The organism is Brevibacillus sp. FSL K6-0770, assembly GCF_038000275.1.
GTDB lineage: Bacteria > Bacillota > Bacilli > Brevibacillales > Brevibacillaceae > Brevibacillus > Brevibacillus parabrevis.
This window is the reverse complement of record NZ_JBBOBQ010000001.1, coordinates 75,168-97,532: the sequence shown is the minus strand read 5'-3', so window position 1 is coordinate 97,532 and position 22,365 is coordinate 75,168. Positions and strand designations below refer to the sequence as shown.

At 51.5% G+C, this 22,365-nt stretch carries 26 protein-coding genes and 1 other RNA gene; 2 read left to right on the top strand and 25 right to left on the bottom strand.

All coding sequences use genetic code 11. The features are described 5' to 3' along the window. Positions 1 to 4: 4 nt before the first annotated feature. Positions 5 to 775: a TatD family hydrolase gene (locus tag NST23_RS00615; RefSeq protein ID WP_063230315.1), complete on the bottom strand. Its 771-nt coding sequence runs from the start codon at positions 773 to 775 to the stop codon at positions 5 to 7. Positions 776 to 802: 27 nt separating this feature from the next. Then, on the bottom strand, positions 803 to 2,827 hold the full coding sequence (metG, locus tag NST23_RS00610; protein WP_122966033.1) for a methionine--tRNA ligase: 2,025 nt from the start codon (positions 2,825 to 2,827) through the stop codon (positions 803 to 805). A gap of 742 nt (positions 2,828 to 3,569) precedes the next feature. On the opposite strand from metG, the gene NST23_RS00605 reads away from it, so the two are divergent. Then, a complete protein-coding gene (locus NST23_RS00605; protein WP_007776347.1) occupies positions 3,570 to 3,821 on the top strand; it encodes an AbrB/MazE/SpoVT family DNA-binding domain-containing protein in 252 nt (83 codons plus the stop codon). Positions 3,822 to 3,936: 115 nt separating this feature from the next. On the opposite strand, the gene rsmI is transcribed toward NST23_RS00605, so the two are convergent. The 13 genes from rsmI to NST23_RS00540 form a co-directional block, all read right to left on the bottom strand. Next, the gene (rsmI, locus tag NST23_RS00600; protein ID WP_173598010.1) at positions 3,937 to 4,821 is read right to left on the bottom strand and encodes a 16S rRNA (cytidine(1402)-2'-O)-methyltransferase; all 885 of its coding nucleotides are present in this window, start codon (positions 4,819 to 4,821) and stop codon (positions 3,937 to 3,939) included. Beyond that, the gene (locus NST23_RS00595; protein WP_233454143.1) at positions 4,818 to 5,093 is read right to left on the bottom strand and encodes a GIY-YIG nuclease family protein; all 276 of its coding nucleotides are present in this window, start codon (positions 5,091 to 5,093) and stop codon (positions 4,818 to 4,820) included. Before NST23_RS00595 ends, rsmI begins: the two co-directional genes overlap by 4 nt. Continuing rightward, positions 5,068 to 5,835 carry a tRNA1(Val) (adenine(37)-N6)-methyltransferase gene (locus NST23_RS00590; RefSeq protein WP_122966036.1) on the bottom strand — a complete coding sequence of 256 codons (768 nt, stop codon included), beginning with the start codon at positions 5,833 to 5,835 and terminating at the stop codon, positions 5,068 to 5,070. Before NST23_RS00590 ends, NST23_RS00595 begins: the two co-directional genes overlap by 26 nt. Positions 5,836 to 5,930: 95 nt before the next feature. Further along, positions 5,931 to 6,302 carry a DNA replication initiation control protein YabA gene (gene yabA, locus NST23_RS00585; protein ID WP_122966037.1) on the bottom strand — a complete coding sequence of 124 codons (372 nt, stop codon included), beginning with the start codon at positions 6,300 to 6,302 and terminating at the stop codon, positions 5,931 to 5,933. A gap of 28 nt (positions 6,303 to 6,330) precedes the next feature. Continuing rightward, positions 6,331 to 7,146, bottom strand: coding sequence for a PSP1 domain-containing protein (locus NST23_RS00580; protein ID WP_063230309.1), 816 nt, complete (start codon positions 7,144 to 7,146; stop codon positions 6,331 to 6,333). Between the two features lie 3 nt (positions 7,147 to 7,149). Then, entirely contained in the window at positions 7,150 to 8,130 is a 981-nt protein-coding gene (gene holB, locus NST23_RS00575; RefSeq protein ID WP_063230308.1) for a DNA polymerase III subunit delta', read from the bottom strand. 16 nt (positions 8,131 to 8,146) lie between these two features. Then, positions 8,147 to 8,593: a YaaR family protein gene (locus NST23_RS00570; RefSeq protein WP_122966038.1), complete on the bottom strand. Its 447-nt coding sequence runs from the start codon at positions 8,591 to 8,593 to the stop codon at positions 8,147 to 8,149. Between the two features lie 137 nt (positions 8,594 to 8,730). Then, entirely contained in the window at positions 8,731 to 9,060 is a 330-nt protein-coding gene (locus tag NST23_RS00565) for a cyclic-di-AMP receptor (RefSeq protein ID WP_007719896.1), read from the bottom strand. A gap of 128 nt (positions 9,061 to 9,188) precedes the next feature. Further along, positions 9,189 to 9,830: a dTMP kinase gene (gene tmk, locus NST23_RS00560; RefSeq protein WP_122966039.1), complete on the bottom strand. Its 642-nt coding sequence runs from the start codon at positions 9,828 to 9,830 to the stop codon at positions 9,189 to 9,191. Between the two features lie 47 nt (positions 9,831 to 9,877). Further along, positions 9,878 to 11,350: an aminotransferase class I/II-fold pyridoxal phosphate-dependent enzyme gene (locus NST23_RS00555; RefSeq protein WP_340962960.1), complete on the bottom strand. Its 1,473-nt coding sequence runs from the start codon at positions 11,348 to 11,350 to the stop codon at positions 9,878 to 9,880. A gap of 129 nt (positions 11,351 to 11,479) precedes the next feature. Then, complete coding sequence (locus NST23_RS00550) at positions 11,480 to 11,662, bottom strand: sigma factor G inhibitor Gin (protein WP_005830511.1); 183 nt, start codon at positions 11,660 to 11,662, stop codon at positions 11,480 to 11,482. 60 nt (positions 11,663 to 11,722) lie between these two features. Next, on the bottom strand, positions 11,723 to 12,745 hold the full coding sequence (locus tag NST23_RS00545; RefSeq protein WP_229049785.1) for a hypothetical protein: 1,023 nt from the start codon (positions 12,743 to 12,745) through the stop codon (positions 11,723 to 11,725). Next, on the bottom strand, positions 12,727 to 12,912 hold the full coding sequence (locus tag NST23_RS00540) for a hypothetical protein (RefSeq protein WP_173599725.1): 186 nt from the start codon (positions 12,910 to 12,912) through the stop codon (positions 12,727 to 12,729). Before NST23_RS00540 ends, NST23_RS00545 begins: the two co-directional genes overlap by 19 nt. A 69-nt stretch (positions 12,913 to 12,981) precedes the next feature. Here NST23_RS00540 and NST23_RS00535 point away from each other — a divergent pair, with 69 nt between their 5' ends. Next, the gene (locus tag NST23_RS00535; protein ID WP_173598008.1) at positions 12,982 to 13,509 is read left to right on the top strand and encodes a hypothetical protein; all 528 of its coding nucleotides are present in this window, start codon (positions 12,982 to 12,984) and stop codon (positions 13,507 to 13,509) included. Between the two features lie 9 nt (positions 13,510 to 13,518). Here the strand turns inward: NST23_RS00535 and NST23_RS00530 are convergent, their stop codons facing one another. The 10 genes from NST23_RS00530 to NST23_RS00485 form a co-directional block, all read right to left on the bottom strand. Continuing rightward, positions 13,519 to 13,785 carry a pro-sigmaK processing inhibitor BofA family protein gene (locus NST23_RS00530; protein WP_063230302.1) on the bottom strand — a complete coding sequence of 89 codons (267 nt, stop codon included), beginning with the start codon at positions 13,783 to 13,785 and terminating at the stop codon, positions 13,519 to 13,521. A 12-nt stretch (positions 13,786 to 13,797) separates the two neighbouring features. Further along, positions 13,798 to 14,028 carry a DUF2508 family protein gene (locus NST23_RS00525; protein ID WP_063230301.1) on the bottom strand — a complete coding sequence of 77 codons (231 nt, stop codon included), beginning with the start codon at positions 14,026 to 14,028 and terminating at the stop codon, positions 13,798 to 13,800. 13 nt (positions 14,029 to 14,041) lie between these two features. Next, positions 14,042 to 15,016, bottom strand: coding sequence for a CPBP family intramembrane glutamic endopeptidase (locus NST23_RS00520; RefSeq protein ID WP_122966043.1), 975 nt, complete (start codon positions 15,014 to 15,016; stop codon positions 14,042 to 14,044). 50 nt (positions 15,017 to 15,066) lie between these two features. Continuing rightward, positions 15,067 to 15,561, bottom strand: coding sequence for an SRPBCC family protein (locus NST23_RS00515; RefSeq protein ID WP_122966044.1), 495 nt, complete (start codon positions 15,559 to 15,561; stop codon positions 15,067 to 15,069). A 67-nt stretch (positions 15,562 to 15,628) separates the two neighbouring features. After that, positions 15,629 to 16,225 carry a recombination mediator RecR gene (gene recR, locus NST23_RS00510; protein ID WP_005830525.1) on the bottom strand — a complete coding sequence of 199 codons (597 nt, stop codon included), beginning with the start codon at positions 16,223 to 16,225 and terminating at the stop codon, positions 15,629 to 15,631. Positions 16,226 to 16,253: 28 nt separating this feature from the next. Next, positions 16,254 to 16,565 (bottom strand): YbaB/EbfC family nucleoid-associated protein, encoded by a 312-nt coding sequence (locus tag NST23_RS00505; RefSeq protein ID WP_063230366.1) that lies wholly within the window; start codon positions 16,563 to 16,565, stop codon positions 16,254 to 16,256. Between the two features lie 40 nt (positions 16,566 to 16,605). Further along, complete coding sequence (gene dnaX, locus NST23_RS00500; protein WP_122966045.1) at positions 16,606 to 18,330, bottom strand: DNA polymerase III subunit gamma/tau; 1,725 nt, start codon at positions 18,328 to 18,330, stop codon at positions 16,606 to 16,608. Between the two features lie 129 nt (positions 18,331 to 18,459). Further along, positions 18,460 to 19,890 carry a PAS domain-containing sensor histidine kinase gene (locus tag NST23_RS00495; protein WP_122966046.1) on the bottom strand — a complete coding sequence of 477 codons (1,431 nt, stop codon included), beginning with the start codon at positions 19,888 to 19,890 and terminating at the stop codon, positions 18,460 to 18,462. A gap of 249 nt (positions 19,891 to 20,139) precedes the next feature. Further along, positions 20,140 to 20,404: signal recognition particle sRNA large type (gene ffs, locus NST23_RS00490), an RNA gene on the bottom strand. Positions 20,405 to 20,449: 45 nt separating this feature from the next. Beyond that, entirely contained in the window at positions 20,450 to 22,228 is a 1,779-nt protein-coding gene (locus NST23_RS00485; RefSeq protein ID WP_173599722.1) for an HD domain-containing phosphohydrolase, read from the bottom strand. Positions 22,229 to 22,365: the final 137 nt, after the last annotated feature.

Below are 22,365 nucleotides of genomic sequence, written 5' to 3'. Positions count from 1 at the left end.
TTTTTTACGGCTGGAGGCGAAACAGTCGTCTTGCATTTTCTGTGGTGATTTGGGCCATTTCTTCGTAAGACAAGCCGCGAATGTTCGCCATTTCCTCGCAGACGTAACGCACGTATCCACTCTCATTTCGCTTACCGCGGAACGGATGAGGGGTCAGGTACGGGCAGTCTGTTTCTATCAACAGCTTGTCGAGCGGTACTTGGGCTGCTACTTCTTTTGGCTGCTTCGCATTTTTAAAGGTCAGCGGGCCGCCGAATGAAATGTAAAAGTTCATGTCCAGCGCCAGCTTCGCCGTCTCCCAGCTGCCGGAGAAGCAGTGCATGATCCCTCCGACCTCTGCTGCCTTTTCTTCTTTCAGGATCGTCAAAACATCCTGGTGCGCGTCGCGATTGTGGATGATGATCGGCATGTCGAGCTTCCGCGCCAAACGAATTTGCTTGCGGAATACTTCTGCCTGCACGTCTTTTGGCGACGTATCCCAGTAATAGTCCAGGCCCATTTCGCCCAGCCCCACTACCTTCGGATCGCGGCTCAACTCCTCGATCCACTCCAAATGCTCGTCGGTCATGTCTTTGGCGTCCTGGGGATGCCAGCCGATGACTGCGTATATGAAATCGTGGTTTTTCGCCAGATCCATGCAAGTCGGGATGGTTTCTGCGTTGAATCCGATGTTCACGATCGTGCTGACGCCGTTTTCCCGCGCGCGGGCGATGACTTCCTCGCGATCCTCATCAAATTCTTTTGCATTCAGGTGCGCATGTGTCTCAAATAGCAAAATAGGTTCTTCCTTTCCTGCCCCTCGTTACTTCACAATCGCTCCGTTCGGCATGCTCGGATCTACTGTCGCAAGCGTCAGCTGATCGCCTGCGGACGCTGCCAAAATCATGCCCTGCGACAGCTCTCCGCGCAGTTTCACAGGCTTCAGATTGGCTACGAGGATTACTTTTTTGCCGACCATGTCTTCCGGCGTGTAGTATTTCGCGATACCGGAAACGACTTGGCGCTTTTCATAGCCGAGATCCAGTTGCAAAATCAGCAGTTTGTCGGCGTTCGGGTGCTTCGCACATTCCACTACTTGCGCAACACGCAGTTCTACTTTGCCAAAATCGTCGATACCGATTTCTTCTTTGGCATCCGCTGGTTTTTCTGTCGCTTCCGCCTGGTTTGCCGTTGTTTCGTTCACAGGTGCTTCCCCTTTCAAAGCGTCTTGTTTTTTCTTGTTTTCCTCCGCTTGGCGGCGTGCTTCTGCGGTCGAATCGTCAATGAAAGCCAGCTCAGCCTGCACGTCCAGACGCGGGAACAAAAGCTCTTTGCGGCTCACGATGCTGCCGGCAGGCAATCCGCCCCATACGCCAGCCGATTCCCAGCTTGTCGCCTGTTCGTTGCCCAAAATGCCGAGTTGGTCCCAAATTTTCGCAGGCGCCTTGGTCATGAACGGTTGAATCAGCACGGAACTGATGCGAATGCTTTCCGCGAGGTTGTACATGACTGTCGCCAGACGTCCTTTGGTTTCTTCCGATTTTGCCAGGTTCCACGGCATGGTTTCGTCGATGTATTTGTTCGTGCGGCCCACCAGTTCCCAGATGTGGGCAAGCGCATTGGAGAAACGCATTTCTTCCATATGCTCCTCGACCAGCGCCTTCGTTTTCATCGCGAGGCTGATCAGGCTGTCATCCGGTTCACCAGCATCTTGCGGAGCTGGAACTACGCCTTCGAAGTATTTCTCGATCATGGTAGCGGTGCGGCTGAGCAAGTTGCCGATATCGTTTGCCAGATCGTAGTTCAGGCGCTGTACGAACGATTCCGGTGTGAAAATGCCGTCCTGCCCGAAGTTGATTTCACGCAACAGGAAGTAGCGAACGCCATCGGAGCCGTAACGGTCAATCAGCAGCTTGGGATCGATAACATTTCCTTTCGACTTGGACATTTTTCCATCCGGCATCAACAGCCAGCCATGACCGAAAATTTGTTTCGGCAGCGGAACATCGAGCGCCATCAGCAAAATCGGCCAGTAGATCGTATGGAAGCGCAAAATGTCTTTTCCGACCATATGGACGTTGGCAGGCCAGAAACGGCGATATTTGCTGTCGTCGTCAGACAAGTAGCCAAGAGCAGAAATGTAGTTGGTCAACGCGTCAATCCAGACGTAAATCACATGTTCAGGATCGCTCGGCACTTTAATTCCCCAGTCAAATGTGCTGCGGGATACGGACAAGTCCTGGAGTCCAGGCTTCAGGAAGTTGTTGATCATCTCGTTGCGGCGACTCTCCGGTTGAATGAAGTCAGGGTTCGCTTCAATGTGCGCGAGCAGTCTGTCCTGATACTTCGACATGCGGAAGAAGTAGTTTTTCTCCTTGACCTTCTTCACTTCGCGGCCGCAATCCGGACAAATGTAACCCTTGTCGGTTTTACATTGGGTTTCTGTCCAGAACGCCTCGTCTGGTACGCAATAGTAGCCTTCGTACTCGCCGAGGTAAATATCGCCTTGGTCAAGCAGACGCTGGAACACTTTTTGCACGACTTCTTTGTGGCGCGGCTGTGTCGTACGGATGAAATCATCGTACGAGATGTCGAGCTTCTGCCACAGGTCGCGAATCCAGTCTACGACAGGATCGATAAATTCCAATGGCTGCTTGCCATCTTCGGCCGCGCGCTCCTGTAGCTTTTGACCGTGCTCGTCCGTACCTGTTAGGTAGTAGACGTCGTAGCCGCGCAAACGTTTGTAGCGCGCCAGTGCATCGCAAGCAATTGTCGTGTAGGCATTTCCGATGTGCAGCTTATTGCTTGGATAATAAATCGGTGTGGTGATGTAGTATGTTGGTTTCATGCAACCTAGCCCCTCCTAATAACATGTAGAAAAATAGAAAAGCCCACCCCAAAAAATTGGGGCGAGCTCTAACTCGCGGTACCACCCAAATGCTCCGTCTCCCTCGCGGAAAACGGACTTGGTGAGTCCAAAACAGACTCTACCCTTAACGCGGGTCAACGTCACAGACTACTGGACACGACGGTTTGGTCGCGGCTGTTCATCTGCAAGACTCTGGGTCCATGTTCGGCTTGCTCGCTTATACCGGTTTTCAGCTACCCCGGCTCTCTGGAATAAGGAGGATCGGCTTACTCTTCCCATCATGGTCGTTTGCTTTTGCTGTGCATTCCCTCATTTATCCTCTATTGTACACGACCGACCTGTTTTGTAAACATCCAGCCAGCACCATCTTTCCCGAATTATTTTCAAATGTAAGGAAAAGGGAAAGCAGAGAGAAGTAGGCTTTTTTGTCGAATAGGCGCGGTTTCATTCGACATAAAGTGACTGTTTCGACATGCATTAATCCCAGTAAATTTTATCCATAAAAATTTCCATACACTTTCCAGTTTCCTACAAAACGCTGATATATCAACTTTCTTATTTTCAAAAAACACTTTGGTTTTCAAAGATTTGTCAAAATCATGTTGACACCTTTGGGAATCGCTGGTATGATAATCCCAACAGAAAATGTCGAATATTGACGATTAATGATGAGCGTTTAACAATAGCATCGACATATGAATTTTTAGGAGGAGAATTTACAATGATGAAATCAACGGGGATTGTTCGTAAAGTAGATGAATTGGGTCGTGTCGTTATTCCAATCGAATTGCGCCGCACACTCGGTATTGCCGAAAAAGACGCTTTGGAAATTTACGTAGATGGTGAGCGCATCATCCTGAAAAAATACGAGCCTGCTTGCATCTTCTGTGGAAACGCTGATAAAGTATCTCATTTTAAAGGTAAAATCGTTTGCCAAGATTGCCTGACTGAGATGCCAGTTGTAAAACGCTAATTTTTGATAAAAAACCGATTTACATACAAATAGCCTTCGCACAGGGACAAGCTATGCGAAGGCTATTTGTGTTTTCTGAGCAAAAGAAAAAAGCCGACCTGCTAAGGCCAGCTCCTTATTCCGCTTCCTGATCGCGATGGTACTCGTTGTAAACGTCCCGTTTGGGCAAGCCGCGGTCATCAGCCGCCTGCTTGATGGCTTCTTTTTTGCTCAGGCCCTGCTCACAGTAATGGTCGACATGCCCAACGACGCTCATTTGCTGCCACCAGTCAACAGCTTCCTCTGTTTCGACAGCGCCTGTGTAGCCTTCGACAATGACGCAAAATTCCCCGCGCACTTCCCCGCTGTCCAGCCATTCCAGCAGTTCGTCAAAAGTGCCGCGAACAAACTCTTCGTAGCGCTTGGTCAGCTCCCGAGCCAAAACAGCCCGGCGATTTCCCCACGCTTCCTGCATCGCGGCAATCGTCTTTGCAATCCGATGCGGAGCTTCGTAAAAAATCAACGTCTCCGGATAACGCTTGAGCCGTTCCAGCTCCTCGCGCCGCTCCTTGTTTTCCCGCCCGATGAATCCGCAAAAAACAAAACGGTCTGTAGGCAGTCCCGAAGCAATCAAAGCTGTCAGTGCGGCATTGGCACCTGGCACCGGAACGACAGGATACCCGGCGGCGACTGCATCGCGCACAAGGTCTGCCCCCGGATCGGAGATAGCCGGCAGTCCGGCGTCGCTCACCAAGGCAATTCGCTTTCCTTCTGCCAACCATTGCAACAGCCCTTGACCGCTTGCTTCCTTATTATGCTCGTGATAGCTCACTGTGCGCTTCTCGATCTGAAAATGGTTCAGCAGCTTCCTTGTTTGCCGCGTATCTTCACAGGCAATCACATCGACCGCGCGCAGTGTTTCCAAGCACCGGACCGTGATGTCATCGAGGTTGCCAATTGGCGTAGCCACCAAATACAGGACACCTGTTTCCTCCTGCGCAAAGCTGCGCTGTATATTCATTGCGGCGTCCCTCCAATCAAGTCTTCTTTTTGCTTGCGATTCAGCCGTTTGATCGCTTCCTCCCGCTTCAAGCCCCATGAACGGTCAGGCCCCTCTTCCCAAAAGACAAGCGCCAACGGCCCGCGTCCTCTGGTATACTTCGCGCCCTTTCCCTCCTGGTGCTTCGCCAGTCGGCGCAGCAGCTCCGTCGTATAGCCGGTATACAAGGAACCGTCTGCGCAGGAAAGCATGTAGACAAAGTGGCTCTTATGCGAGGGAATCTCTTCTGCCAAAATAAATTTCCTGAAGTTCCTCACAGTATTCCTCACCATTCTCATAGACAATCAATGGCGGTTGAATCCTCAGCTCCGGCTTTCCGCCCCGCATTCCCTCAATTAGTACCATATTCGGCTCCGCATCCCTGCGCGGATAAACCAGACGCATCCGCTTCGGCTCGATTCCGTATTGACGCATCAAGGAAATGATATCAATCAGTCGCGTCGAACGATGGACGAGTGCGAGCTTGCCGCCGTTTTTCAACAGCTGGCTGCCGACCCGGATGACATCTTCCAACGACAGCAAGATCTCATGACGGGCGATCGCAAAGTGCTCGCTGGTGTTTTTCTCGCCACTCGTCGCAGGCATATATGGCGGATTGCACGTAATCAGATCGAATTTGCCGTGACCGTAATGGGCAACAGCCTCTTTGACGTCTCCATGGTGCATCTCGATCCGTTCTGTAAGCCCGTTCAATTGTACGTTTCGACTCGCCATGTCGTACAAGCGCGGCTGAATTTCGATTCCATCAAAATGAGCTTCCGGCGTCCTTGTCGTCATGATCAACGGAATCGCCCCGTTGCCCGTACACATATCAAGCACCCTGCCGCGCTTTGGCACCGATGCAAACCGCGCAAGCAGCACAGCATCCATGGAAAAACAGAACACCTCGTGGCTCTGGATGATTTTCATTTCGTGTGTCAATAAATCGTCAATGCGCTCCGCATCGTAGAGCGGCACGTTGGTGACAGGTTCCATCCTTTATTTCCTACTCCTTTTTGTCCTTGTCTTGGAAAAAGCGACCTGACACGTGGCACAGGTCGCTTTCTCCATACGGTGATCGCTCGTCACCTTTATTTTTGAGGGCCGCCGCTCAAAAACGAGAGACAGAACAGGCAATCCCCTTCTTTACGCAAACTGCCGAAATGCACATTGCAGATATGAAACCCTTCCGCATACAGACGAGCAAGGTTGTCATACCCTTCCCCGACCACGGCCTTTTTGGCTTTCTCCTTGGCAACAATGCTTGTTCCTTTTTGTTTTGCCTGGGAGCCAGTCTTTTTCTTGTCCAGTCGGTTGCGAAGATGCTGGTTTTCAACGAGTAATTGGGCATTTTCCTCCATCAAAACAACGATGACGTCTTTCAACTCACCGATCTCTTTGTACAGGTCCCCAATTCGTTCTTCAATGCTCGCCATCTTGACGAAGATTTCCCGTTTGTCCACTAGCTCACCTCTCCCCTACCCCCACACTTTATTCATAGGTGGGGAGCCCTATCGCAATCTCATCCAATCCAAATTCCGTGATGCGTTTGTCGATCGAAAGCTCCACCTGAACGGACTGATCCAGTACGTTAACAGAAACGACTCGTCCATTTCCCATCGGGGTAGTGACCACCTTGCCGACATCCGGCATTTCATCACGCGTGCTTTCGTAGTTGTCATTCTCGTATTTTAAACAGCACATCAAACGGCCGCACAGACCGGAGATTTTTGCTGGATTCAACGAAAGGTTTTGATCCTTGGCCATTTTGATCGAAACTGGCTCGAAATCGCCGAGGAATGTCGAACAGCACAGCAGCCTGCCACAGGGACCAATGCCGCCAAGCATTTTTGCTTCGTCGCGCACGCCAATCTGACGCAGTTCAATGCGGGTGCGAAACACGGAAGCGAGGTCTTTTACCAGCTCGCGGAAATCAACCCTGCCGTCAGCGGTAAAATAAAAAATGATCTTGTTGCGGTCAAATGTGTATTCCACATCGACCAGCTTCATATCGAGCTTGTGCTCCTTGATCTTCGTCTGGCACACGGAAAAGGCGTTTTTCGCAGCTTGCTTGTTTTCATCAACCTGCTTAGCGTCTTTATCGTCAGCCATGCGAATGACCTTTTTCAACGGCAGCACCACATCGGACTCAGCGACTTCCTTTTTGCCGATGACGACCTTGCCATATTCGACCCCTCTCGCCGTTTCGACGATTACAGTGCAATCTTTCTCTATCGGCAGTCGGTCAGGGTCGAAGTAATATATTTTGCCCGCTTTTTTAAAACGGACCCCAACAACCTCATACAAGGGTTATCCCTCCTGGAATTGAAGAACCAACCGCTCAAGAGCCAACTGTGCGTTGGCGTTTCGCTCTATCCGATTTTTCGTATCCATGACCAAATCTATCCCGTGCAAGAGCTCAGCTTTTGTCCATACCAGTGCTTGTCCTTGCAGCACATCCTGTTGGTCGCTGTTAATGAGATGGGCATGCCTGCCTACTTGCACATACAGGATATCGCGCAGCCAAAGGATGAGCAAATCTAAAAAGAGGGGTAGTTCCTCTTTGATTTTGTCGCTCTTTTGCAACATATCATGGATGGTGAAGAGCGCAGACGAATTACGCTGTTTGCACTCATGGCTCAATTGTATCACTAGATTTCTTAGCTGTGCAAACGATTCTGATTGGCTGAGTGCCTTGGCCTCTTCCACATTTGTCGTAATGTGGGAGGCAATCTGCGCCATCCCGGCAGAAATGCCGTCTGACCGCAGCTGTGCCGCAATGGCTTCGGCAGAAAGTGGAGAGAATTGCACGATTTGGCACCGGGATAAAATCGTCGGGAGGATCGAGTGGCTATGTTCCGTCAGAAGCAAGGCCAGTACACCAGCGGGCGGTTCCTCCAAAAACTTCAGCAGGCTGTTGGAAGCTTGCGTCGTCATTTTGTCGACGTGTTCGATGATGTACACCTTGTGCTTGGACTCTACCGCGCGCATGGCCATTTCTTTTTGCAGCGCGCGAATCTGGTCGATTTTAATAGAAGCTCCATCAGGTGTAATAAACAGGACGTCGGGGTGGTTTCCCCCTTCAATCCGCCTGCATGTAAGACAGGCCCCGCAGGCGTCCGCTTCCCTTTCCGGACAAAAAAGGGACTTCGCCAGATGCAGGGCCATCTGCTTTTTACCCGCTCCTTTGGGACCAGCCAATAAATAGGCGTGTGCCAATCTGTTGTTGAGCAGGCTATGATACAGCAGCTCGGAAGCTCTCGGCTGCTGGGAAAAACGGGTCCATGTCATAATGGTTTCACACCCACTAAAAATACAAGTTGATCAGCATGCCGCGGATTTCGCCAATCCGGGCCAACAAATCAATCGTCGGCGCCTGGTCGCTCAAAAGCTCATCTGTCAGACGCAAAAGCTCCTCATCGACCTGCTTGACGATTTTGTACAGCCTGCTGCGGCCTCGCCGATTGATTCCTCGTCTGTCATCCAGGGCAACCCCGTATTTGACGGCTTCCTCCATGAATTGCTTGACGAGGTTTTTATATGCATAAAAATCGCGAACAGAGCGCGATCTGGCAAGAACTTGCCCCATCCTGTCGATGTCGCCGAGCAGCCGATTGATCAGCTCCTGGGACATGCGCTCGTCTTCTCCTTGCACCATCGTGCCAAAATTCAGCTTTTCGAGCTGAGGATTTCTACGTGAATCTGCCGTTTTTATCATGTCCAGCTTAGGTCTAAGCCCATCGCCGATTTTCATCTCGCCACCCCACAGGCCCGATCAGTAGGGGATAAACCCCCCGTTACATCAAGTATAAACGAAAGCGGCGAAAAAAGAGAGCATGAACTAACCTGCAGATGAGAATGAGGATGCTCTTCACTTTTGCGCATCATATGTCAAAAAGAGTGGAACTCTCCTACATCCAGTACAAACACGGCGGCTCCGCCTACCTGTACCTCCAGCGGGTAAGGCATGAACGAATCCACTGCATTGCTGAGAGGGGAAACAGGAGTGACCATTTGCTTGCGGGATTTGCAGTTGTGTGCAATGATGTCGATTACTTCCGGCACGCTTTCGTCAGACGTACCGATCAAAAACGTTGTGTTGCCAGCTCGCAAAAAACTGCCGGTACTGGCGAGCTTCGTCGCGCGAAACCCTTTCTTTACCAGTTGTTGAGACAGACGACCACTATCTTTGTCCTGGACGACCGCAACTACCATTTTCATCGGCTATCACCCTTTCCGCAAGAATTATCCCGCACGTGCTTTATTGTATGAAAATCATGTAGGCTTGGTACGCTATTTCGCCTAAACATATTATACAGTATGTACCTGTACATGCGGTACTGCGAACCTTACAATCTGTCCAGCAATACGCGCAATGCCGATTCGTACACCTGCTCCATCGGCTGCTCGGCATCAATAACGACGAAGCGATCGGGGTCTTTTTCCATGACAAGCTGATACCCTTCTCTTACCAGCTGGTGGAAGCGGATCCCTTCCAGATCGAGCCGATTGACTTCTCTGCCGCGCGCCTTGTTGATTCTCGCCAGTCCAACCTCGGGACGTATATCGAAAAACAGCGTCAGTTCCGGCATGCAGTCACCGACGGCGAAGCGGTTGATCTCATAGACTGCCTCTATGCCAAGCCCTCTTGCATGGCCTTGATAAGCAAGACTGCTGTCGATAAAGCGATCGCAAAGTACGAGCTTGCCGGCTTGCAAGGCAGGCAACACTTTTTCAGCCAAATGCTGGCGTCTCGCTGCGGCGTACAGCAATGCTTCCGTTCTCTCGTCCATTTGCGTATGAGCCGGATTCAGGATGATCTCCCGAATTTTTTCCGCAATATCGATACCGCCCGGCTCGCGTGTCAACAGCACATCCACGCCACGCGCCTGCAATTCCTCGTACAGCTTGGCGATGACAGTCGATTTGCCCGCCCCTTCGCCACCTTCGACAGTAATAAAACGGCCTTTTGTTCCTGTTGTCACTTGCATGCTCCTTCCGCACCTGTTGTAGCAGGCCACTTGCTTCCTATCTGTAACTAACGCAACACCTGGATGGTATGCAAACGATCGTCCTGCACCCCGTGAAAGCGAGTGCGCCCCCGCCGCAACTCGGCGAGCATTTCCAATCCTTCCTCATCCATTCGCTCACCCGGAACGAGTACCGGAATACCTGGAGGATAAGGAATGACCATCTCGGCCACGATTCGTCCCGTTGCCTGTTCGAGCGGAATCGTCTCCCGCGGACGGTCAACCGCTTCGTGCATCGGCACAGCCTGCTTGCGCAAATAGTGCGAGGAGACAACGCCGTGCAAAAGAATCCGCTCCGCTTCCGCTTCGACCTGGGGCGAGAGCGATTCCAGCAATCGGGCCAAGGCTTCCAAGTCTTTATGAGTCGTTCCTGCCGATGCTGCCAGCAGTACGTGAGAATCATCAGCCAACTCAGGAAAGATTCCATGTCTTTCCATTAATTCCTGCAACGCAAATCCGCTCGTCTGTCCCGTGCGCAAGTGCAAAAACAGCTTCAAAGGATCAAACGTCGTATATACGCAGTTCGCGGAAAGCTGCGGCCATTCCAGCCATTCCAGCTTGCCTGTTCTCTCCCGGAGCTTGTCCAGTAGCGGCAGCAGTCGCTCCCATTCTTCACAGGCTTCAAGCGCCAGATGACGCCGGGCCAGATCGAGCGAAGCCATCAATATGTACGAAGGGCTGGACGACTGGAGCATGGCTAGATGCCGATACAATCGTTCCCTGTCTATTCGCCCGCCTTGCAGATGCAGCATGGAGGACATCGTCATGGCCGAAGCCATTTTATGTGTGGATTGTACGGCAGCGTCCGCACCCGACTGCATCGCCGAGCGAGGAAAAGCCGGATGAAAGCCAAAGTGGGCACCATGCGCCTCGTCAATCAAAAGCGGAATGTCATGCCGATGCACCGTAGCCGCCATTTTCGCCAAGTCGATGCCCATGCCGTAATAGGTCGGATTCGTCAAAAAGACTGCCTTGGCATCCGGATGTGTCTGTAGGGCACGCTCGACATCCTCGCGCCTGACCCCGGCGGCAACACCTGTTGCCAAATCCACGGCAGGCACCAGAAAAATCGGCTCCGCTCTGGCCATGATGATCCCGTGATAAACCGATTTATGGCAATTCCGCTGCACGAGAATTTTGTCACCCGGTCGGCATACCGTCATGATCAGGGCAAGATTCCCGACTGTGCTGCCGCCAATCAAAAACTTCGTCTCTTCCGCACCGAAAGCTTCCGCAGCCAAAGACTGTGCTTCCGCAATCACGCCTTGAGGCTGGTGCAAATCATCGGTCCCGCTAATTTCAGTCAAATCAAGCTCCAATACGGATTGAAAACGATGTTTGGCGTGGCTGTCAAAGCTGTGGCCCATTTTGTGCCCAGGCACATGAAACGGATGCGGGCGATGCTTGGCGTGCCGTTCCAGCTGTTCATACAGGGGCGCACGCTTTTGTCGCTCCCGAAATTCAGCATCTCTCATAAGCACGCGCGACTCACGTCCTTTGTCATGAATATTACCCATTATTTTAGCATGATTTGACATGAGGAAAACGGAAATTCGCCAAGCTTTTTGGCAAATGAAAAAAGACACCGGGGATGCCGATGCCTTTTTCCGTCACGCATCTTTTCGCAGCCAAATTCGTCTCATCTGGTGGATAAAGAACGGATACTTTTCGTCCTGGACGTCGGTATTTACCATTTCCTGTTCGCATTTTTGACAAATAAACTGCTCACAAATGGCGATCCCGTCGTTCTGCTCCTGTTCACAGACGATACATCGCTGAGCAACTTTTTCCATAGTGCAAACGCCTGCCCTTTTCCTCAATCTACCAACCATTATACCCCATTATAATCCGCATCATTCCCAAACGTTCGTCTTTTCGCCGATTGCTCGGTAACCTTTGAAAAAAAGCTGGGCTTCCTGGGTTGGAAAACAGGATGCCGCGTCCACGACCAACGACTGGCGCATCACCTTCGCCACTTCTTGCAGGGAAAGCTCGTCCACAATACCGAGCCTGTCTCCGATCACCAGCAAATCGGCATCCTGCAATACGGCGTTCCACGAATCGCCGTGCAGCCAGTCGGGGTGTACCTCGTTCGGATATTGCCCGTCCGCTCCGGTGTAGACAGCTACGTCCATTTTCGCCAGCCAGCCTTGGGGCATCTTGTCCCACAAAGCGTTTGAACCGATCAGCGCTACTCGCCTGACCTTCGCCTTTTCCAGTACAAGCTGGCACTCCCGCTCAAGCCATTTGCAAACATGCGAGCGATCCCGACGCTCCGCAAAAAGCCAGCCTTGCCCGATCCGCGTATCCAAACCTAAAGCTCGCGACACTTGCCTGAGCGAGACTTGCCGGGTATCGCACCACTCGCCCAGCTCCCAATAAAAGCGTTCTTTCCACGCCAAATAACGCGGCAGCTGACGAATCGCTTCATCTACTTCCCGGCGGCCGCAAATCATGGACACTTTGCCGTATTCGGCAAGCAGTCGGCAAACCAGGCGCATATGCTTGCCGGACGGATTTCCCCCGATCAAAGCGCGCTCGTTGCCCGACCACAATGCCAAGCGGATTACTTCCCATTTCCTCGCATCATCACCAGCCTCGCTCGACAACGCCAGCTCATCCGCCCAGGCATATGGCGCCTCATCCCCGTATATCACCAACATGTCCGCATCGTTTTGCTGACGCATGCATGTTCTATCCGCTGCCCGCAGCTTGTTGTAATCGTCATGCCCGGTTACAAGAAATCCGTCGACGCCTTCTGGCGGAAGTCCTGTTTGCTCAGATGCCAAATCGATCCCGCATTCGCGCAGAGAACCGCCCAAGCTGCGCACGATTTGTTCGGACGCGGCCCATAACGTCATTCGCTGCTCTCGCACATCTCCTCCCCCGCTTTCTTGGGCAAAAGTCTTATGCCGATTCCATTTCGTTCCTTTTTATCGTTGCCCATAAACCGCAAGTCCATCACATTTTCGCAACAATCGCCGCCAGCCGGACATGCGAAAAAGCCGTCAGTCTTGGCGCGGACCAACGGCTTTTTTTGCATAAGGTGCAACTTTCTCCCGATTGGAGACTGTGCGATAATAGACAAAGAACTGCGAAGGATGTGACTTCTATGAAGGGACAAGCCCAACATACGATCTACAGCTACAAGCTGCTTTACCGATTTCGCTGGGGACTTATCGGCTATTTGCTTCAGCTTTTGCTGATTGGCCTGTCCCTGATCGGCAGCTCCATGCTGTTGCAAGTACCTGTGGCCTCGCTTGTCGTCACATTGGCGATCCTGCCTGTCATACCGATCTGCCATTTGATCATTTTTCGGCTCTACGCCCAGCTGCGCTCGCAAAAACCTCAGACAACCGCTGACATGCTCGTCTCACCATGGTGGGGGGCTGGCTACGTGCTTCCCGTTCCGTTATCTGTTTATCGAGCCAGCGAAAGTACCGTATTGGTCGGCACCGCACTCCTGGCTGCGGGAGCATTCGTCTGGCTGTCGGCGGGCTATGGACTTACGTTGCTCGGCGGCGTGGTCGTCGTATCACTGCCGCGCCTGATCGCCTTGATCGCCTCGTTGCGTCAGCCTGGTTGGAGCCGGGTTAAATACGAGAATCGCGGAGTTGCCTTTTTGAAGACAGACGGTTGATCAATCCGTTCACATGATCCATAGCTTGATGACAATCAGCGCAGCGAGTCCTGGCAGGCGGAGAAATCCGGCGACCAAAGCTGTGACCGGGTTGATCGGAATATGGAAGCTGGCCAGCTCGCCAACCAGATTGGTAAAAAACAAAAGAATGGCACCAATGACGACTTGCATGACGCCAAAACCAATCCACCTGATGGGAGTAGCCACTGACTTGCTTGCCGCTGTCAAAAGCAAAATCCCGACAATAATCAGCGCAATGATCCATCCCGTAGCCATGAACGCCCCCTCCTACGCGTGCTTGCGATGGCGCTCTCGTTTTGCCTGCGCCAGCAAGTACATGTACCGCTTTTCGGTAACGTGCAGATAATAGATGACATCCTCCAGACCGCCATCCGGCTCGCTGATTTCGACAAGATGGCGGGCGTGCTGCCAATCCTCACGAGCCTGATTTACCGCTACATCCAGACTCTCGGCATCCCAGTCGATGACAACCCGTTCTTTTTTTCCCCACCTGCTCACCTGCAAATCCTCCTCAGTTAAAGTAGTACAAAACCCCCATCATGTTATTGACCGCATGCAGCACAACCGCTCCCCAGATGGATTGGTAACGGTGTCGCACAAACCCCAGACCCAATCCGATGACGAACAGAGGCGCAAACAATGCCACATCAATATGCAAAAGGGCGAACCAGAGACTGCTGAGAATAATCCCGGCCACGGCACCTATGCGCCGAACCAGATAAGTCTGAATCACGCCCCGAAACAGAATCTCCTCCGCAATCGGAACCATGATCCCAATGACCACAAGCGATGCCACCGCCGCGAGCATATCCGTATCTTTTGCCGTCACAATCTCTTTTTCGATTTGTTGCTCTCGCTCCGATGACAAGGAAAGCCCAAACCAATCGGCTATCGGATTGGTCACCACCACGTCCAAAAGCAGTGCAATCAATAAAAAAAGCAACAGCAGCAAAACGAGCATCTGCTTGATCCGGACAGGACGACGTACCCCGATTTCCCCTAGCCTGCCGCGAAACCAGAGCGGGATCAGGATCAGCAGAAACAATTGAAAGACAGCCGATTCCAGCGTGCCTGCAACCGTCCCTACTGCAAACAGCGTGTCCTCCAGCACCAACCCGTACACAACCAGCACAATGGTTTGGAATACGTGCATCCACGCCACGATGTGCACCACATCATTGCCTGTCAGCTCGTGATTTCCCCATAACCACAAAGTCTGCTTGCTCTCGCGGGTGAGACTGTACATATAACCGATCGCTCCGACGAGGCTAAGCGCTGCCACTGCGAAGACGACCAATCCCATCCACGCCTCGGGCACGTCTGTAGTAGAAGCAACCCACTTTCCGTCCTCCCCGAGATGAAACCGAATCATGGAAAACTCGGCCGCAAACATCAGCCAATACCCGATGAATAGCATGATCGCCCACGGAGTGGACTTTTGTCGCCCAGCCCAACTCGCAAGCGACAGTCCTGGTCCTGTCAGCATTTCCTCACACTCCTACTTCACTCTATGTCTCGTCCACGAAAAAAAGTCCGTCACTCCTGCGATTTCTTTGCGATGTGCTGCAACTCCTGCGCCTTCGCCTCGGCAACCTCTTTGATGTATTCATTTCGTGTCCGCAAAAAGCGAGTCATGTACGCTTCCAGTACCAACCAATCAAACACCTTTCCCACGATGCCAAAAGGAGAAGAATAGTCGAAAATGTCCAGCATTTTTGTCGAATGTTCCCCGAGCACGACAAACTCATGCGTATGTCGGAAACGTTTAAACGCGCCCTTCACCATCTCATCGACAAAATAGCGCGGTTCTTCCATCTCGGTAATCTTGGCGGTCAAATTTTGCTTGATGCCAAAATGAACGGCTTCCCATGTAACCGACTCTCCCAGCTTGATCAAACCGCTGGTCACTCCGCCAATCGCCTTTTCGCGTGTACGCGCGGTGGACTCCATATGTAAATCAATGCTTCTCGCCGCATCAAAACAAATCTGTTGCGGTGCCTGAATCGTAAACTCCATGCGAATGACGGGCATCCTTGCTCCCCCTCTTGTCTCTTAAACGAAAAAAAAGACAGGCATTTCCCCCGTCTTCTTTTTCGCTCTATAGATCGCGTCTGCCTTCCAACGCTTTGCTCAAGGTCACTTCGTCCGCATACTCCAAATCTCCGCCCACTGGCAAGCCGTGAGCAATGCGCGTCACGCGAATGCCAAACGGTTTGATCAAACGAGATATGTACATGGCGGTCGCTTCCCCTTCGATGTTCGGGTTGGTCGCCAGGATGACTTCCTTCACCTGTTCATCGCCAAGGCGCTTGAGCAGGTCAGGAATGCGGATATCTTCCGGCCCGATCCCGTCCATTGGCGAGATAGCACCGTGCAACACGTGATAGTAGCCTTCGAACTCTTTCGTCTTTTCCATCGCGACGACATCGCGCGGTTCTTGAACCACGCAAATGATCGAGCCATCCCGACGCTTGTCCCGGCAAATATGGCACGGATCAAGGTCGGTAATATTGTTGCAGACGGAGCAGTAATGAAGCTGGCGCTTTGCGTTGACCAACGCTTTTGCCAGATCAAGCACGTCGTCCTCTTTCATGTTCAGTACAAAAAAGGCAAGCCGCCCAGCGGTCTTCGGACCAATGCCGGGCAGTTTCATAAAACCTTCGATCAGCTTGGAAACCGGTTCTGGATAGAACATCGCGTAATTCCTCTTTTCCTGCCCGATTTTAGAACAGGCCCGGGATGTTCATGCCTCCGGTGAATTTGCCCATTTCTTTGCCCATCATTTCGTCTGCCTTGCGCAGCGCGTCGTTTACCGCTGTCAGCACCAGGTCTTGCAGCATTTCCACGTCTTCCGGATCAACCACTTCTGGCTTGATTACGATGTCTCGTACTTGCTTGTGTCCGTCAGCTTTGACGACAACCGCGCCGCCGCCAGCAGAGCCTTCCACGATTCTATCTTTCAAAGCTTCTTGCGTTTTTTGCATTTCTTCCTGCATTTTCTTCACTTGCTTCATCATTTGTTGCATTTGCTGCATGTTTTTCATTGAGGTGTCCTCCCTGTTTTGGTTTTGACTGCTAGTCTTTTACTTCTATAAGTCCTTCACCTACAAGCTTGATCGCCTCTGCCAGAAACGGGTCTTCCTGCTCCCCGCCCGGATCGTCCTTTTGTGCGGTCTGCTGATCGACGCTTTGCCACTCTTCTTCCATGACAGACAACAGTTGCAAAGGTCTTCCCAGCACAGTAGACATGACCCGCTCCACTACACCTTTCAACTCCGGCTCCATCGTTTTATCACAATGGATGGCGCTTGTAAAAGTGACGATAACAGCATCGTTTCCGGCGGCTACAGGCTGACCGTTCACCAGCCACGCCTGATACTGTATTTTGACCTTTTTCAATTCATTTAAAATCTGGCTCCACTGTCCCCGAACCTGTCTGGTCAAGTTTTCATCAAGCGCCTTGGCTACTTCCCTGACGCGATTCATCGACGTCCGTGAACCACCGCCTGCGGCTGCCGCAACCACGCGCCTTGGCTCGCTTTTGCGCGGCTCTTCGGTCTTTTGCTGGCCTGGCAGACTGATTTGCCCTTGCAGTACCTGGCTCAGCCTCTCCTCCAGAGCGTTCAGACGGGCAGCCATAGCTGTCCATTCCTCACTGCTTGCTGCCGCTGCTCCACCACCGCCTGCTGTAGTCTGGGTGTTTGGAGAGCTTGCAGCGCTTGACTGGCACATTTTCACCAGTGTCAGCTCCACCAGCACTCTCGCATACGTCGACCATTTCAACTGGGAAAGCGACTGGTTGCACGTCTCGATCGCGGCATACAAAGCCGGCAAGGAGTAAAGCTTGGCGACCTCCTGGAACTGGTCGTCAATCATGGTGCGTTCCACGATCTCCTCCAGTTGAGGGGCTGTCTTCAACAGCAGCATGTCGCGGTAGTAGTAGAGAAAATCGTGCAGGAACTGCTCAGGGTCTTTTCCCTGAACCATTACCCGATCAAATTGCTCCATCACTTGTGCCACATCGTTTTCGGCGATATGTCTTGCCAGGACGGAAAAATACGATTGGGCGACCGTACCCGTGATCTGCATAATATCGCTGGCACGAACCTCATCCTTGCTGTAGCTGATTGCCTGATCCAGCAAGCTCAGCGCATCGCGCGCCCCGCCCTCCGCCATTTTGGCAACCAGTTGAAGCGCCTGCTCCTCGACCTGGACTCCCTGCGACTGGCAAATCCGCTGAAGCAGATCGACCATCACTTTTAACGGAATCCGGTGAAAATCGAAGCGTTGGCAACGCGATATAATCGTCGCGGGCAGCTTGTGCGGCTCTGTCGTCGCCAAAATAAAGATGACGTGGGAAGGCGGCTCCTCAAGCGTTTTCAACAGGGCATTGAATGCCTCTGTCGTCAGCATATGCACCTCGTCAATGATGTACACCTTGTACCTGACATCGCTCGGAGCAAACTTCACCTTATCTCGAATGTCCCGGATTTCCTCAACCCCGCGGTTGGAAGCGGCGTCGATCTCCAGTACATCAGTTACAGAACCATTGGATATCGCTTTGCATGTATCGCATTGATTGCATGGTTCGCCGTCGATTGGCTGCTCGCAGTTCACTGCCTTGGCCATAATCTTGGCTGCACTTGTCTTTCCCGTACCTCGGGGACCGTTGAACAAATAAGCATGAGAAAGCCTATTTTCGCGTAACGCATTACGCAAGGTTATCGTCACATGTTCTTGTCCGACTACATCCTGAAACGTCTGCGGCCGGTATACGCGGTATAGCGCGGTATAAGCCATGTTCGTGTGACACTCCCCATCTGCACAGTCCTCTTCCATATCCTATTCATTATACACGATTGACACCGTTCGTACAAAGAAAACGCCCCGTTCACAAGTGCGCGGGACGCTTCATCCAAACCGGGACAGCTACAGGTACGGCAGCATGATATGAAAGGTCGTTCCGTACCCTTTCGACGATACGCGAATTTGACCGCCGATGTCGTGAATGATCTTTTGACAGACGGACAAGCCAAGCCCTGTCCCTTCTTCCTTCGTCGTAAAAAACGGATCGAAAATTTTGTCGATGATGTAGAGTGGAACACCGGGGCCTGTGTCGTGGATATCGATGCTCATCTTGTCTCCATCCTGGTCAAGATGATGGGAAATTTGCAGCGTTCCCTGCTCTCCCATCGCCTCAATGCCATTTTTGCAAATGTTGATAAACACTTGCTTGAGCAGCTCCGTATCGCCTACAACCATCGGCAGCTTTCCGCGCGAAGGGAAGCGTACGTCAATCCCGTACAAAATCGCCTGTGACTCCACGATTGGCATGATTTCTTCAAAAACCGTATTGAGGTCAACCATCGCGTACTGTATATCGCGCGGCTTGCTCAGGAGCAAAAACTCGCTGACCAAGGAATTGATGCGATTGATTTCCGTCAGCATGATTTCGGTATACGTCTTTTCCCGATCCATCCCGCTGTCGGTGAATGATTTGAGGAACATCTGCAAAAATCCTTTGATCGAGGTCAACGGATTGCGGATTTCGTGAGCAGTGCCCGCCGCAATTTGACCGATCATCGCCAATCGCTCATTCCGTTCGATTTTTTGCTCAAACGAGCGCAGATTGGTAATATCCTTGAACAAAATGAATGCGCCGACTGTTTTTCCCGACTCGTCCTGCAGCGTATTGGCATCGACGATCAACTCGAAGCGCTGATTGTCATTCGTCCAGGAAGTCGCGACATTTTGCAGCTTCACGCCTTCCAACAGCTCTTTTTTGATCAGCCGATGCGGCTCGGGAATCCCGCTGAATACGTGATCGACGTGTTTGTTGATGACATTGAGCCGCTCCATTCCCAAAAGCTTGCAGGCAGTCTGGCTGGCCTCGATAATGCGCGAATGTTCATCCAGAATAAACAGACCCAAACTGGTATCGTAGGTCAGCTTGGTCAAAAGGCGCTGAGACAAGACCTGGTCGGTTTCTTTAGCCAATTGGTAAAAATGAACCAAATACAAGGGATTCTCTGCTTGCTGTACCAGTATCATCACAGGCGTCTTCCTGCTTTTCCCCTGTTGATCACGCCACTCTACTTCGACATTTGCTCCCGACTCTTCTTCTCTTTGCAAAAGCTCTTCGTACAGTTGTTCCATCGAGCCTTGATAAGGGAGAATAGTGGAGATGGGTTGCTTGATCAGTTGATCGCGTGAATATCCGGTTACACGAAGCAGTTGTTCGTTTACTTCCACGATACTACCCGATTGATTCACCAATAAAACGGCAGTAGGCAGTTGATGCATGAACCGCTGCAATCGTCCGGACGAGCCAACGAGATGTAACGAAAAAGGTGCACTCACAGCTTGTCCCTCCTGGCCTATGACGTACTTCATGAGCAAAGAAACCCATGGCATTTCTCAACTATTATGAAACTTCGTGAAAAAGTGCTCAAAACCTGCCCTTTTAGGCACTTATGAGCAGAGAAATGTTTCGCTAGTTATCGTCAAATTACAACAAAAAATATATCGATCGGCAAATTAGAAATCGCGGACAAACTAAAAATAGCATGCTTCCCGAAGGAAACATGCTATTGATCGTTCAAATAGATACCGTGCACCTATCTTCGATAATTCTCATCCAAGCGTTACTTATGGTAGCAGCTCAGAGCAGGCTACCCTGCGGCACACGCGATGATCCACTTATGGCTGCTTCCTTCCGGACCTGACCAGGTTCATGGGTTCGCGTTGCACAGGACCCGCTCCTCAACACCGCCGCCATAAGGCAGCCTCACATAAGAAAACCTAGGATAGGAATTCAACCCTGCTATTGCGGATTGCAGGTTACAGGGCACCGCAACCTCCCCGTCTAGCACGGTACGATAAGAATACCAAAGATAATGGCTGATAGCAAGCTGCAAACCTATCCAATACTGGTAGCTGTCTTTTCTTTGACAAGAATGACACAACTGTCCTTTGATTGTGTCACTTGAATCGCTCCACTCAAATACGCTTCTTGAAAAATAGCAACGATTGCCGGGTCAAACTGCGTACCTTTGCAGCGTATGATTTCCTCGTACGCCTCTTTGCCGGACATGGCATTTCGGTAAGAGCGCGTAGAGGTCATGGCATCAAACGTATCTGCAACGGCCAGTATCCGTCCGATCAACGGGATCTCTTCACCCTGGAGCTGGTGCGGATAGCCCTTCCCGTCCCACCGCTCATGATGATGCCGCACGCCCGGACTGACATGGGACAGGCTTTCAATCTGCTCCACGATGTCGGCCCCGATCGAAGGGTGCCTTTTCATAAACTCGTATTCATCGAAAGTCAGCTTTCCATTTTTCAGCAACACATGGTCAGGAATCGCCACTTTGCCAATGTCGTGCATCAGGCCCGCATAGCGCAGGTCATCACGGGTAAATTCCAGTTGTTCTTTTTCCGTCATGTGATCATACATGATTAGGGCGTAATGGGTCACTCGCTCCGTGTGGCCGGCTGTGTACGGGTCCTTCATTTCGACCGCCAGATAAAAGCTGCGCACAATCTGATCCAGTCCCTTTTGGGAATATTCCCGCTCCCTTTCGATCAAAGACTGCATTTGTTCTGCCATCATGTTGAACTTTTTCTCCAGGAACGTGATTTCCTGCATGCCCTCAATCGGTACGCGTATGGAAAAATCCCCTTTTACCAAAGCGTCAGTGGCATCAACCAACGTGTAGATCGGCTTGGCAATCCACCGGGAAATGCGGTGAGCCACATAGCCGGAGAAGATGACGACGAGACAAATCGTGCACCATAAAATAAACTTCATCCGGTCCAGCCGATTGGCGATATCCTGGCCCGGCAACCATTCCAGATAGGTGATCCCGCTCGCCGCAGAAGTCTGATGGTACGCATAGACACTCTCGCTGTTGATTGTGGCGGCAAACACCGTTTCCTCCTCGAAACCGAGTAAGTGCTTGTTCAGAATCTCCTGGTCAGGAGTAGCGGATACGTTCATCCCGATCCGATCCGCATCCGGGTGAATCAGGATTTTTCCGGAAGGCATGACCACCATCAGATTGTTGTACTTGGGGAGCGAGCTTTTGTTCAACCAGTTAGCCAGTGCGTCCAGCTTTAGCTCCACCAGCAAAAGACCTGACGATTGCTTGGTTTCATCCTCAACTCGCTGCGAAAAATATAACGCTTTCGGATTGCCTTTTTCATCGGAACGGTTAAGCAGCCAGATTTGGCCCTCGCCTTTTCCCCACGGCTCTTTTTGCAGCGATATCGGCCGTTCCTTTTCGTCCCAACCCGCTTCTTTTCGCAACGATATCACTTGCGAATCATCGCGCAAAAAATGAACGTTGCCGATCAGGTCGCGGAAGTAAGTAAAATGATCAAAAGCATCGCGTATCTTGCTTTGATGAGCTGTCCACTCGCTTTTGGCGAGAGGGTCCAACCGATTCTCCAGAGACTTGGGCATTGTCATTCGCAAGACCGGGTCGTTTGCCAACTGATTCGTATCGTGTTGGATCGTTTGAAACAAAGTATTCAGCCGCCTGTCAACGGAATCAAGATGCCCCCCAATGCTCGTCTCATACTGCTCTAGAACGGCCTTTTGCGCCTCCTGATAAAACAGGAAGCAGATGAGCAGGATGGGGAACAGACTCAGCAATAAAAAGGTCGCAAACAATCGGTCTTTCAACTTCAACAACACAAGCCTCCCCCCTTTTCCTCTGGTTGATCGCGCTCGTCAAAGCTATACCTTCTGCTGTTGGGTATGCTTATTTCGTGTCCTTTTCCCTATTACCGCGCTAGGACCAATGGTAAACCTTATTTTGGGGTTTTTGCCGC